The organism is Actinomadura graeca, assembly GCF_019175365.1.
Lineage (GTDB): Bacteria > Actinomycetota > Actinomycetes > Streptosporangiales > Streptosporangiaceae > Spirillospora > Spirillospora graeca.
This window is the reverse complement of sequence record NZ_CP059572.1, coordinates 8,726,010-8,739,446: the sequence shown is the minus strand read 5'-3', so window position 1 is coordinate 8,739,446 and position 13,437 is coordinate 8,726,010. Positions and strand designations below refer to the sequence as shown.

General features: G+C 75.1%; 8 protein-coding genes. 1 reads left to right on the top strand and 7 read right to left on the bottom strand.

The features are described 5' to 3' along the window. Window positions 1-23: 23 nt before the first annotated feature. From AGRA3207_RS38865 to panD, 3 genes are all read right to left on the bottom strand, one after another. Complete coding sequence (locus tag AGRA3207_RS38865) at window positions 24-2,957, bottom strand: helix-turn-helix transcriptional regulator (protein WP_231332354.1); 2,934 nt, start codon at window positions 2,955-2,957, stop codon at window positions 24-26. Window positions 2,958-3,678: 721 nt separating this feature from the next. Then, complete coding sequence (locus AGRA3207_RS38860; RefSeq protein ID WP_231332353.1) at window positions 3,679-5,241, bottom strand: (2,3-dihydroxybenzoyl)adenylate synthase; 1,563 nt, start codon at window positions 5,239-5,241, stop codon at window positions 3,679-3,681. A 2-nt stretch (window positions 5,242-5,243) separates the two neighbouring features. Next, the gene (gene panD, locus AGRA3207_RS38855) at window positions 5,244-5,651 is read right to left on the bottom strand and encodes an aspartate 1-decarboxylase (RefSeq protein ID WP_231332352.1); all 408 of its coding nucleotides are present in this window, start codon (window positions 5,649-5,651) and stop codon (window positions 5,244-5,246) included. 79 nt (window positions 5,652-5,730) lie between these two features. On the opposite strand from panD, the gene entS reads away from it, so the two are divergent. Next, complete coding sequence (entS, locus tag AGRA3207_RS38850; protein ID WP_231332351.1) at window positions 5,731-7,062, top strand: enterobactin transporter EntS; 1,332 nt, start codon at window positions 5,731-5,733, stop codon at window positions 7,060-7,062. On the opposite strand, the gene AGRA3207_RS38845 is transcribed toward entS, so the two are convergent. Genes AGRA3207_RS38845 through AGRA3207_RS38830 form a run of 4 tightly spaced genes read right to left on the bottom strand, consistent with a single transcriptional unit; the run spans window position 7,048 to window position 13,372 of the window. Continuing rightward, window positions 7,048-10,461 (bottom strand): non-ribosomal peptide synthetase, encoded by a 3,414-nt coding sequence (locus tag AGRA3207_RS38845; RefSeq protein WP_231332350.1) that lies wholly within the window; start codon window positions 10,459-10,461, stop codon window positions 7,048-7,050. The genes entS and AGRA3207_RS38845 overlap by 15 nt on opposite strands. Window positions 10,462-10,491: 30 nt before the next feature. Beyond that, window positions 10,492-11,301 (bottom strand): ABC transporter ATP-binding protein, encoded by an 810-nt coding sequence (locus AGRA3207_RS38840; RefSeq protein WP_231332349.1) that lies wholly within the window; start codon window positions 11,299-11,301, stop codon window positions 10,492-10,494. Beyond that, window positions 11,298-12,326: a FecCD family ABC transporter permease gene (locus AGRA3207_RS38835; RefSeq protein ID WP_231332348.1), complete on the bottom strand. Its 1,029-nt coding sequence runs from the start codon at window positions 12,324-12,326 to the stop codon at window positions 11,298-11,300. Before AGRA3207_RS38835 ends, AGRA3207_RS38840 begins: the two co-directional genes overlap by 4 nt. Beyond that, a complete protein-coding gene (locus tag AGRA3207_RS38830) occupies window positions 12,323-13,372 on the bottom strand; it encodes a FecCD family ABC transporter permease (RefSeq protein WP_231332347.1) in 1,050 nt (349 codons plus the stop codon). Before AGRA3207_RS38830 ends, AGRA3207_RS38835 begins: the two co-directional genes overlap by 4 nt. Window positions 13,373-13,437: the final 65 nt, after the last annotated feature.

Sequence of the window (13,437 nt, the reverse complement as noted above, 5' to 3'; positions counted from 1 at the left end):
GCCTCACCGGCGGGCGGGCCGCCTCACCCGCAGCCGTTGCACGCGGCGACGCTCCGGTTTGCCGGCCACAGCTTGCGGCCGCCGCCCTGCTGCGGCCGGGGCTCGTCCCCCACGAGGCGGACCTTCCCGTCCTCGCGCGGGACGCCGGGAGCCGGATCGTCCGCCATGTCGGCACCGGACCGCTGGAGGGCGGACCGCAGGTCGAAGCGCTTCACGTTGAGCTTGCGGTAGATCTTGGTCAGGTGCTGCTCCACCGTGCTGATCGTGATGTACAGGCGCTCGGAGATCTCCCGGTTGGTGTAGCCGTCCGCGGCCAGGGCCGCGACCCGCTGCTCGGCGTCGCTCAGCTCCGTCGCCCGGCCCGCGTCGGGGTCGGCCTCCGCGGGCTCGGCGGCGTCCCCCCGGTCCGGCAGGTCGATCCCGCACGTGCGGGCGAGGTCGCAGGCCCGGCGGGCCAGCGCGCGGGCGTCCCGGGCCTCGCCCCGCGCCCTGCACGCATCGCCCAGGTCGGCCAGCGCGTAGGCCAGCTCCAGCTGGTCGCCGCCGCGTTCCAGGACGGCCACGGCCTCGCGCAGCAGCGCGGGACGGGCGTCGACGTCACGGGTCGCGGCCTGGACGCGCAGCGAGATCCCGCGCGTGCGCAGGTGCGCGGGCGACAGCAGCGCGAGCTGGCCGTCGATGAGCCGCCTGGCCTCCAGCTCCTCCCCGAGCAGCAGGTGGGCCTGGGCCGCCCCGGCGCGCCACGGCTCGACGGCGGGCAGGTCGATGCCCCATCCCGCCATCAGCTTCCCGCAGGCCCGGAAGTCGGACAGGGCGGCGTGGGGACGGCCCGCCTCCAGATGGTGGCGGCCACGCGCGCACAGGTAGTGCAGGCCCATCCGGGTCTGGAACATCGCCTCGCGGACGGGGACGTCGAGGTAGGTCGCCGCGTCCTCGACGTCGCCCATGGCCGTCGCGGCGTGGACCATCGCCGCGAGCGGCAGCCCGACCGCGACGCCCCAGCTCGCCGGGGGGATCAGGCGCAGCGCGAAGTCGGCGTACCGCCGGGCGGCGGCCAGGTCGCCCCGCCGGACCGCGATCAGCGCGCGCTCGGCCGAGAACAGCGCGTGCCAGGTGGGGCTGGACCGGGCGGCGGCCTCTTCCAGCAGGGAGTCGCACCAGGCCGCCGCCTGGTCGAGCCGGTCGTTGTAGATCAGGAGGGCGAGCGCGCTCGTGAGCGGCGCGAACGTCCGGTGGTTCAGGCGGGAGCGCTGGAGTATCCCCTCCGCGGTGTCCAGGATGCCGTTCGCGCTGCCGTGGACCAGCCCGGACGCCAGCATCGCGGCGCCCTGCAGCTCCGGGTTCGGCGCCGCCGCCCACCCCGCCCCGTGCGCCGTGGGGCCGGGGTGCTCGGCGAAGTGGTCCCGCAGCAGGCCGGGGTACAGGTAGGCGGCCCAGAGCCGCGGGGTCTCCAGATCGGCCGCGGACGGCACGCCGTCACGGTCGTGGGGGGAGGTGCCGACGATGTCGAGGGCCTCGGCCATGCGGCCGTGCCAGAGCAGGTACGTCACCGGCGTGAAGCCGTCGTAGCCGTCCATCCCGTCCAGGGGGTGGCCGTTCGCGGCGGGGTTGATCTCGTGCAGGTGGCGCAGCACCCGGGCGGGGTCGACGCGCCACTCGGCGTCGGCGAGGGCGGAGGCGATCGCCGGCCGCTGGCGCTCGTCGTCGCACAGCTGGTACGCGGCCCGCAGGTAGTGCAGGCTCGTGAGCACGTTGTCGTTCGCGAGGGCGTGCTCGGCGGCCTCGCGCAGGATCGGGATCACCCAGGGCGCCTCGATGTGGTCGGCCGCCACGATGTGCGCGGCCACCTCCGCCGCCGCGACGCCCTCGTTGTTGAGCAGCTCGGCGGCCCGGCCGTGCGTGACCATGCGCGCGGTCGGCGGGGTGCCGTCCAGGATCGCCGCGGGCAGGGCCGCGTGGCGGAAGCGGCCGTCCGCCCAGATGCCCGCGCCCGTGAGCGTGTTGAGGGCCTGCGCCACCGACCCGGCGTCGATGTCGAGGATGCGGCCCAGCAGCTTCACCGACGCGTGCTCGCCCAGGATGGCGGTGGCGCGCGCGACCTCCATCACCGGGGGCTCGTAGCGGTAGAGCAGGTTCAGCACCGCCCGGCCGAACGCGTCGCCGCCGGCGGGCGCCGCCGCCGCCATCCCCGGGTCCGCGCGATGGTCCTCGATCAGCGCCTGGACGAGCGGCGGGTAGCCGGCGCTCGCCTCGTGGAAGGCGGGGGCGAGGTCCCGGGCGTCCTGCGTGCCGAGACGCGCCGCGACCATGTCCGCGACGCCCTCCCTCGACAGCGGCTCCAGCCGTATCCGGCACAGCGACGGGTCGCGCAGGACCTCGCTGTGCAGCAGCGCGTTCGCGGCGGCCAGGTGGGTGCACTCGCTGAAGACCAGGTGGAGCCGCGCCGACCGCAGCCGGCGCAGCAGGTAGAACAGGCACCCCAGCGACGTCTCGTCGGCGTAGTGGGCGTCGTCCACGCCGATCACCACGGGCCGGCCGTCGGTCAGGCCGCGCAGGACGTCGCACAGCCCGCGCAGGACGGGCGAGCTCAGCCGGCCGGCGTCGGCGGCGGGTCCCGTCCCGTCCGGGGACGCGCCGCGCACACCGGCGTCCAGCCACCGCATCGCCGCCTCCGCGCTGGCGTCGGGCAGGTCCGGGCTCCGGAAGAGCTGCTCCAGGACGCCGAAGGGGACGTTGCGCTCAAGGCGGGACGCGACCGCGCCGAGGTAGAGTGCCCCGCGGCCCGCCGCACGCTCCGCGAAGGTCCGCAGCAGCACGGTCTTGCCGGTGGCGATCCCGCCGCTCACCAGCACCACCGAGCCGCGCGTCCGTGTGAACCCGGCGAGCAGCCCGTCCAGCGCCGCGAGTTCCTCGTCCCGTTCGACCAGTTTCACAGGGTCCCCCTGTGTGGTGATCACCTTTCTCCTCACCCGCATATCGCGACGATGGCCGGAACACGGCGGCACCATTGGCGAGCTACCGGATGGAAAGGATACTGACACCGGCCCGCTCTCCTGGCAACGAACGTCGAGTCGGCCCCTGACTTCAGAACGTGAGAACTCCGGTCCTGACCTGTGCCGTCTGATCAGCGAGATTCATGGATGCGCCCCCTGGTCACCCGTCTCCGGCGACTCGGCGACAAAAGCGGTCAGCAGATAATCGAATGCCCGTCACGGTCGCCGGTAATACGCGAGGAGAAGCCCGTGCCGGCGTCTGCCGCGTACGGCCGGACGGCCGGGCGGCGCCCTCGGCACCGGCGCGCCGCGCCCGGGGGCGGCGCACCACCCCATGGGCCCGGCGGCGCATTCCCGATACGCCGGTCCAGGGCCGAATGCCCGCCCTACTCCAGACGCCTGCCGACATGGGAGGGATCCCCGGTATCCACGATGCCAATTCCGTCTGTATTCGCGGTTGCCGCCCGGCGGCGGCCGCCCGTACTCCGCCGCCCGGTTACCCGGCGCCGCCCCGATCTCAACATCCCAGCGTCCACTAAAGCGTGACTAAAGACCCCAAGACAAGGCCCTCGGACAGTTTGGTGGGACTTGCTTAGGGTAAACTTGACCGGAACTATACGGGAATTACCGGGCTGTTCGGCGGGGCGATGCGGGCCGGGGTGATCCGGTCCCCCGCCCGGCCGCGTCAGGAGAGCGTGGCGGCCAGCGCCTTCTTGCTGATCTTGCCCACGGGCGTGCGGGGGAAGCCCTCCACGGTCTCGACGCGGTCGGGGTACTTGTAGGCGGCCACGCCGCGGGCGCGCAGGAAGTCCTTGAGCTCGCGCAGGGTGGGCGCGGTGTGCCGGACCACCAGGAACGCGCAGGTCCGCTCCCCCATCAGCGGGTCGGGGACGCCGACCACCGCGGCGTCGTGGACCGCCGGGTGGGCCAGCAGGTGGTTCTCCAGCTCCTCGGCGGAGATCTTGTCGCCGCCGCGGTTGATCTGGTCCTTCTCGCGGCCCTCGACGACGAGGTGCCCGGACGGGAGCTCGCGGACGAGGTCGCCGGTGCGGTAGAAGCCGTCGGGGGTGAAGGAGCGGGCGTTGTGCTCGGGCGCGCGGTAGTAGCCGCGGAGGGTGTAGGGGCCCCGGGTGAGGAGCTCGCCCACCTCCCCCGGCGCGACCGGCGCGCCGTCCTCGCCGACGACGCGGATCTCGTCGGCGGGTGACAGCGGGCGGCCCTGGGTCCGCTCGACCAGCTCGGGCGGGTCGTCCAGGCGCGTGTAGTTGAGGAGGCCCTCGGCCATCCCGAAGACCTGCTGCACCTTGCAGCCGAGGTCGGAGGGGACCTCGGCGGCGCGTTCGGCGGCGAACTTGGCGCCGCCGACCTGGAGGAGCTCCAGGGACGACAGGTCCTCGCCCGACCAGCTCGCCGCGTCCAGCCAGAGCAGGGCTATCGGCGGGACGACCGCGCAGACCGTCGCGCGCTCGCGCTCGATGAGGGGGAACGCGTCGTCGGGGGATCCGGAGGGCGCGAGCACGACCGTGCCGCCCGTCGCGAACACGCCGAGGATGCCGGGGCAGGCCAGCGCGAAGTTGTGCGCGGCGGGGAGGACGACGAGGTAGACGGTCTCCGGCCCGAAGCCGCACACCCCGGCGCTGGCCTCCAGGTTGTAGACGTAGTCGCGGTGGGTCCGGGGGATCAGCTTCGGCAGGCCGGTGGTGCCGCCGGAGAGGAGGAAGACGCCGACGTCGGACGGCTCGGGACGGGGCGCCTCGACGGGGTCGGCGTCGACGCCGGCGAGGGCGGTGAACTCCTGGGGGTCGCCGTCGACGATGACCTGCTCGACCGGGAGGGCCCGCGCCATCTCGCGGTAGTCGAAGTCGCCGTCGTTCTCGGCGCAGACGTAGGCGCGGGCCTCCGACAGCTCGCACAGGTAGCGGATCTCGCTCTCGCGGTGCGCGGGGAGGGCGAGGACGGGCGCGGCGCCGACGCGGACGAGGGCGAGGAACGTCACGACGAAGCCCGCGGTGTTCGGCAGCTGCAGGACGACGCGGTCCCCCCGGCGGATGCCGAGCCGCAGCAGGCCGGCGGCGGTGCGGTCGGCGCGGCGGTCCAGCTCGGCGTAGGTGAGGCGGTCGTCGCCGGCGACCAGGGCCAGGCCCGCGGGCTCTCCCCGCAGGACGTCGCCGAGCAGGGAAGCGCCCCAGTAGCCCTCGGCCACGTACCTGGCCTCCAGGTCCGGCGGCCAGGGGGTGAAGCCCTCCACCGTCACCTCCCGGCCAGCTGGGCGGGGGCGCCCGGGACGGGCTCGGCCGGGTCGGAGCCGAGGGCGACGACGCGGTTGCCGCCGTCCACGTGGACGACGCGGGGGCGGTGCCCGCGCCGCTCCTCCTCGTCCAGCGACGCGTAGGTGATGATGATGACGAGGTCGCCGGGCCGCACCTGGTGGGCGGCGGCGCCGTTGACGCCGATGACGCCGCTGCCGCGCTCGCCGGTGATGGCGTAGGTGACCAGGCGCGCGCCGTTGGTGATGTCGACGACGTGGACCTGCTCGCCCTCCACGATGTCGGCCGCCTCCATCAGGCCGGCGTCGATCGTGAGCGAGCCCACGTAGTGCAGGTCCGCCTGCGTGACGGTCGCACGATGGATCTTTCCGTTCATCAGCGTTCGCTGCACCGGTCCATCCTCTTCTTTTCAACCTACTAAGGCTAGGCTTACCTTAGCCATGCCCCCAGGCGGAGGAGAACCCCCCACCATGCTCAGGCGCCTCGCGATGGACATCGGCCCGCTGCGCACCAGCAGGCCGTTCCGCAACGTCTTCATCGCGCGCACGGTCTCGGTCTTCGGGATCGGGATGCTGATGGTGGCGGTCCCCGTCCAGGTGTACGACCTGACCGGGTCGACGGTGCACGTCGGCGCGGTGTCGGCGGCCGAGGGGTTCGCGCTCCTGGCGGGCTTCCTGTGGGGCGGGGTGCTGGCCGACGCGCACGACCGGCGGCGGCTGATGCTGCTCGCGCGGACCGCCGCGGGGGCCGGCTTCGCGCTGCTGACCGTCAACGCGTTCCTGCCGTCCCCGTCGGCGGCGGCGCTGTACGTGCTGGCGGCCTGGGACGGGCTCGCGACGGGCGTCAGCGTGACGGCGCTGCTCGCCGCGACGCCCGCGCTGGTCGGGCCGGACAAGCTCGTCGCGGCGGGCGCGCTCAACGCGCTGACCGTCCGGCTCGGGTCGATGCTCTCCCCCGCCCTCGGCGGCCTGGTCGTGTCCGCGTTCGGCGTCGGCTGGAACTACGCCGCCGCGGCGGCCGGGACGTTCGGGACGCTCGGCCTGCTCACCGGCCTGCCGCCGCTCAGGCCGGGCGGGCAGGAGCCCCCGGGCCGTCCGCTGAAGGCGATCGGCGCCGGGTTCCGCTTCGTGGCGTCCCACCGCGTCGTGGGCTCGCTCATGCTGCTCGGGCTGCTGTTCATGGTCGCGGGCGGGATCCCGGTGCTGATGCCCGCGTTCGCGACGCGCAGCCTGGACGGCGGGCCCGCCACGGTCGGCCTCCTGTACGCCGCCCCGGCGTGCGGCGCGGTGCTGGCGTCGGTGACCAGCGGGTGGGCCGGGTCGCTCAGGACGCCGGGCCGGGCGCTGCTCATCGCGTCCGTCGGCGGGTTCGCCGCGCTCGCGTGCCTGGGCCTCACGCGCCACCCCGCCACCGCCGTCGCGGTGCTGCTCGTGTACGGGTTCGTCGCGTCCATCGAGGAGATCCTGCGGTACGGCCTCATCCAGTCGCACACCCCCGACTCCCATCTCGGGCGGGTGAACGCCCTCTGGGCCGCGCAGGAGACCGGAGGCGGCGCGGTCGGCGCGCTGGGCGCCGGGGCGCTCGGCCGCTACCTGTCCCCCAGCACCGCCATCGTCGTGTACGGGACGGTCAGCGCCGCGCTGGCCCTGGCGCTCGCGGTCACCCTCACCGGCCTGCGCACCGCCATCCTGCGTCCCGCAGAGGACACCGGCCCGGAGGACGTCCGCCAGGAGGACACCGGCCCGTCCCTGGACGCGGCGACGGGGCACAGCCCGGAGCCGGAGCCCTCAGCCGGTGGTTAGCCGGGCCGCGACCTGCTCCTCGGTCATGGACTCGACCTCCAGCCAGATCTCGGCCACCGCCTCCAGGCGGCCCGGTACCTCCTGCATCTCGGTGAAGCGGCGGCAGGTGCGGGCGATCGTCCGCTCGGCGAACAGCACGCGGACGGGCAGCGCGGCGGTGTCGAGCGCCTCGCGCAGCCGCGCGATCACGGTCGTCGCGAGAACGGAGTCGCCGCCGAGGGCGAAGAAGTCGGCGTCCGCGCCAACGTCGTCCACCTCCAGCACCTCGGCGGCGATCCGGCTCAGGACCCTCTCCAGGGGCGTGCTCGGCTCGGCGGCGGGCGCGCGCCCGCCCGTCTCGGCCGTGGCGAGGGCGGTGAGCGCCTTGCGGTCCACCTTCGCGTTGGGCGTCAGCGGCAGCGCTGTCAGGGGGATCAGCAGCTCCGGGACCATGTGCGGGGGCAGCAGGCCGCGGGCGTGGCCGAGGATCGCCTCCCGGTCGGGCTCGGCGTCCGCCGTGACGATCGCGGCGGCCAGGCGGTTGCCGGCGAGGAGCGCCACGGCCCGCGTCACCGCGGGGTGGCCGCTCAGGGCGGCCTCGATCTCGCCGAGCTCGACACGGAATCCGCGCACCTTGACCTGGTGGTCGCGGCGGCCGAGGAACTCCAGGGTGCCGTCCGGGCGGTAGCGGGCCAGGTCGCCCGTCCGGTACCAGCGGACGCCCTCGTGGACGACGAAGCGGTCGGCGGTGCGGCCGGGGTCGCCGGTGTAGCCGTCGGCGACGCCTCCGCCGCCGATCCACAGCTCGCCGGGCACCCAGTCGGGGCGGTCGCGGCCCTGCTCGTCCACGACGCGGCAGGCGACCCCGCCGAGCGGCACGCCGTACGGGACGGCCCGCCAGTCGGCCGGGACGTCCCCGGCGACCTCCTGCACGGTGGAGTGGATAGCCGTCTCGGTGGTGCCGCCCAGTGCCACGAAGCGGGCGCCCGGCGCGCGCTCCTCCAGCAGGGCGGGCAGGTGCGTGCCGACCCAGTCGCCGCCCAGCAGCACCAGCCGCAGGCTCTCCGCCGGGCCCGAGCGCAGCAGCATCTCCAGGACGGACGGGACGCAGTTGAGCACGGTCACCGACCAGCGCCGGGCCAGCTCGGCCCAGCGGGCGGCGTCGCGCCGCTCGTCCTCCTCCGGGATCACGACGGCGCCACCGGCCGACCAGGGCGCGAACAGGTCGTAGACCGACAGGTCGAAGTCGAGCGCCGACACCGCGAGCGTGACGTCGCCCGGCCCGAGCGCGTACCGCGCGTTCAGGTCGCCGATGGTGTTCATGGCCGCGCCGTGCGAGACCTCGACGCCCTTCGGCTCGCCGGTGGAGCCGGACGTGAACAGCACGTAGGCGACCTGGTCGGGGCGCACCTCGGCCGGGGCATCCAGGGGACCGGCGGGCGGCTCCCCGCCGGCGACGCCGTCCGGGGTGATCGAGGCGGCGACGGCGGCGCCCGCGCGGATCCGCGCGCGCCGGGCCTCGGGCTGCTCGACGCCGATCGGGACGTAGGCGGCGCCGGCCGCGAGGACGCCGAGGACCGCGGCGGCCTGGCCCGGTCCCTTCGGCAGCTCGACCGACACGCGGTCGCCGGGGCGCACGCCTTGCGCGGTGAGCGCCGCGGCCGTGCGCAGGGCGCGGCCTGCCAGTTCCCCGTACGTCATCGTGCCGTCGTCGCCCCAGTGCAGTGCCGGGGCGTCGGGGGTGCGGCGGGCGTGGCCGAAGAAGCCCTCGGACAGGGTGCGCGGTGGCGGCGGCGGGGTGGAGTTGAGCGCGGCCCGGACGCGGAGCTGCTCCGGCGGCGCGGCGACCCCGAGCGGCACGTCCCAGTCCGCGCCGGGCGCCCCGAGCCGCGTGATCGCGGCGGTGTAGGCGCCGAACATCGCCTCGGCGACGCCGTCGGGGAACGCGGGACGGCGCACGTCCCAGTTCAGCAGCAGCCCGCCGGACACCTCCGTCACCTGCGCGTCCAGCAGCACCTGCGGGCCCTGCGAGATGATCCACCCGGGTTCGCCGAACCGCTCGCGGACGGCCTCGCCGAACAGCTCGCCGAGGTTCAGGGCGCTGGTGTAGACGATCGGCGCGAGGATCTGCTCGCCGCGCAGCCGGGACAGGTCGCGCAGCACCTCAAGGCCCGAGTAGTCGCTGTGCGCGCCCGCGGTGTGCAGCGCCGCCTGGATCGCGCGGGCGCGCGCGGTGAACGGGAGCCCGGCCGTGAGGTCGGCCTCCAGCATGATGGAGCCGGTGAAGTCCCCGACGATCGCGTCGACGTCGGGGTGCACCGGCTCGCGGTGGAACAGCGGCAGGTTCAGCAGGAACCGGGGCGTCGCCGACCACGCGCCGATCACCTCGGCGAACACCGCGGCGAGGGCCATCGCGGGGGTGACGCCCTCGGCGTGGGCGCGGGCGATGAAGCGGTGCTTGTCCTCCGGCGACAGCCAGTGGTGCTTGCGCTCGACCCGGTCCCCCGGCTCGGCCACGACGGGCAGCTCGGGCGGGCCGGGCAGGTCGGGCAGCCGCCCGGCCCACCACAGCCGGTCCTTCTCCCGCGCCTCGGCGCGCGGGTCGTCGGCGAGGTAGCGGGCGTACCCGTACCGGATGGGCGCGAGGCTCTCCCCCTCGTACAGCGCGGCGAGGTCGGCCAGCATGACGCGGTAGCTCATCGCGTCGGCGGCGACCATGTCCACGTCCAGGTGGAGACGTGCGGTCCCGGCGGGCAGCAGGCTCAGCCGGGCGTCGAAGACACGCCCCTCCTCGATGGGGAGCCGCTGCTCGGACATCTCCGCGCGGATCCGCTCCAGCTCCGCGCCGGGGAGGGCGACCCCGCGCAGGTCGTGGACCGTCACCGCGGGCCCGGGACGCTCGGGCAGGACGCGCTGGGTGCCGTCGTCCAGGACGGCGACGCGGAGCATCGGGTGCCGGCGGACGAGCGCCCTGACGGCCGCCTCGAAACGCTCGGGGTCGATGGCGCGCCCGTCCAGCTCGACGTACAGGTGCGCGGCGACGGAGCCGAGCGACTGCCCGGAGTCGCGCCCGATCCAGTAGGCGTGCTGCATCAGCGCCAGCGGGAACGGCTCGGACGCCTCGGGCCCGGTGTCGGGCGCTGCGGCGCCGGACGGGACGGGCCCGGCCGACGCCTCGACCTGCCCGCGCCCGGCGAGGAGGTCCCACCACCCGGCGAGGGTGGGGCGCTCGGCCAGCTCGGCGAAGCGGACCTCGATGCCGCGGCGGCGCAGCCGGCCGGTGAGCTGCATCAGCCGGATGGAGTCCATCCCGAGCTCGATGAGGTTGTCGTCCGGAGCGGCGTGGCCGCCCGGCGCGTCGGGCAGGACGTCGGGCAGCACCCCGGCCAGCTCGGTCTGCAGCTCTTCCCAGGTCAGCACGGAACCCCTTCCGAATTAGGCAAGGCTAACCTAATTCACAGGGTCTTTCGGCGTCAACGCCCGCCGCCGGTCCGCCGGGACGATGAGCGGCGTGCCGGTCTCCGGGTCGTCGATGACGCGGCACGGGAGGCCGAACACGCGCTCGACGAGGTCCGCCGTGACGATCTCCTCCGGCGGTCCCTGGGCGACGATCTCGCCGCCGCGCATCGCGATGAGGTGCGTGGCGTACCGGCAGGCGTGGTTGAGGTCGTGCAGCACGGCGACGAGGGTGCGGCCCTCCTCGTGCAGGCGCGAGCACAGGTCCAGCACCTCGATCTGGTGCGCGATGTCCAGGTAGGTCGTCGGCTCGTCCAGCAGCAGGATCCCGGTCCGCTGCGCCAGGACGAGCGCGAGCCACACCCGCTGCCGCTGGCCGCCCGACAGCTCGTCGACGACGCGGTCGGCCAGGTCGGCGACGCCCACCGCGGCGAGCGCGTCGCCGACCACGCGCTCGTCCTCGCGCGACCACTGGCGCAGCAGGCCCTGGTAGGGGTAGCGGCCGCGCGCCACCAGATCGGCGACGGTGATGCCGTCGGGGGTGAGCGGCGACTGCGGCAGCAGCCCGAGCCGCCGCGCGAGGCGCTTGGACGGCAGGGCGGTGATCGGCGCGCCGTCGAGGTGGACGGCGCCCTCGCGCGGCCGCAGCAGCCTCGCCAGCGCGCGCAGCAGCGTCGACTTGCCGCAGGCGTTGGGGCCGACGATGACCGTGAACGACTCGTCGGGGATCTCCACGCCGAGCCCCTCGGCGACGACCCTGCGTTCGTAGGCGAGCGTGAGACCCTCCGCGCGCAGCCTCGTCATACCATCCCCTTCCGTCCCGTGATCGACAGCAGCCACGCCAGGTACGCGCCGCCGAGCACACCCGTCACCACGCCGACCGGCAGCGCGACCGGCAGGTGCAGTGAGATCAGGTCGCCGCACGCCAGCAGCGCGGCGCCGGTCAGCGCGGCGGGCAGCAGCTGCGCGCCGGCGCGGCGGGTCAGCCGCCGGGCGAGCTGCGGTGCCGCGAGCGCGACGAACGGCACCGGCCCGGCCGCGGCGGTCGCCGCGGCGACCAGCCCCACGCCGACGGCCACGAGCATCGCCCGCGTCCGCTGGACGGGCACGCCGAGCGCCTGCGCCGCGTCGTCGCCGAGCTCCCCCATGCCGAGGCGCCCGCCGAGCGCGAGCGCCGCCGGGACGAGCACGGCCAGCGCGATCCCCAGCGGGACGGCCTGGTCCCAGCCGCGCCCGTTCAGGCTCCCGGTGAGCCAGAAGGCCGCCTCGTACGCCTCGCGCAGCTCGGCGCGGGTGATGAGGTAGGAGTTGAGGGCCTCCAGCATGGCCGCCGCGCCGACGCCCACCAGCACCAGCCGGACGCCGTGCACGCCGCCGCCGGGGCGGTAGGCCACCAGGTAGACGGCCAGCGCGGTGAGGACGGCGCCCGCCGCCGAGCTGACCGTGATGGCGACCGCTCCTCCGCCGAACACCAGGATCTGCAGCAGCGCGCCGGTCGCCGAGCCGGTGGTGAACCCGATGAGATCGGGGCTGCCGAGCGGGTTGCGGGACATGCTCTGGAAGATGGCGCCGCTGAGCCCCAGGGCGAGCCCGGCGAGCAGCCCGGTGACGGCCCGGGGCAGCCGCAGTGTCGTGACGATGAACTCCGTCGCCCGGTCGCCCTGCCCGAGGAGCGCCTTCACGACGTCCGGCGCGGGAATCGGGAACTCGCCGGAGCCGACGACGAACACCGCCGCGCCGGCCGCGACCAGCGCCAGCACGCCGCACACCAGCGCGGAACGCGGCTCCCACCGCAGCGACAGCGAACCCGCGCGCAGGGACCGGCTCACAGGTCGCGTGTCCTTCCCCGGCGGACCATCAGCATGAACAGCGGCGCTCCGAGGAAGGCGGTGACGATGCCGGTCTCCAGTTCTCCGGGGGCGACGACGCGCCCGGCGATGTCGGCGCCGAGCAGCAGGACGGGGGCGAGGACCAGCGAGTAGGGCAGCACCCACCGCTGGTCCGGCCCGACGGCCGCGCGGACGATGAAGGGCACGGCCAGGCCGAGGAACGCGATGGGCCCCGCGGCGGCCGTGGCGGACCCGCACAGCAGCACCACCGCGGCGGCGCCGAGGGCGCGGGCGCGGGCGGGGCTCGCGCCGAGGGACCGCCCGGCGTCCTCGCCGAGGCCGAGCGCGTTCAGCGGGCGCGCCAGCAGCAGCGCCAGCACCGCGCCGACGGCGATGAACGGGAGCACGCGGGCCAGGACGCCCAGGTCGCGGCCGCCGAGGGTGCCCACCTGCCAGAACCGGAAGCCGTTGAAGGTGCGGGGGGTGAGCAGCATCAGGCCCGCCGTCAGCGCGACGAAGACGGCGTTGACGGCGGCGCCCGCCAGCACCAGCCGGGCCGGGGACGCGCCGCCCCGGCCGCGCGCGCCGATCAGGTGGACCAGGACGGCCGCGCCCGCCGCGCCCGCGAACGCCGCCCACACGTAGACGAGGACCTCGTCCACGCGGAACGCGGCGATGACGGCGACGACCGCGAGCGAGGCGCCGCCGTTCACGCCGAGCAGCCCCGGCTCGGCGAGGGGGTTGCGGGTGAGGGCCTGCATCACGGCGCCCGCCAGCCCGAGCGCGGCGCCGACGGCGATGCCGAGCAGGGTGCGGGGCAGCCGCAGTTCCTGGACGATCAGCGCGTCCTGGGAGCCGTCCGGGGAGAACAGGCCGGACCACACCCGCGCGGGCGGGATGTCCTCGGCCCCGATGGCGAGGCTCGCCACGACCGTCAGCAGAAGCGCGCCGGCGAGCAGGACCAGCCCGCCCCACCGGAGGCGGCGGCGCGGGACGTCCGCCGGTACCGGGGTGCGGAGGGGGGTTCTTCGCGCGGACGACAGCACGAGTTAAGGCTAGCCTAAGCTAACTAACTTGGTGAAGGGGCCCTGTCGCGCGGCGCAACAATACG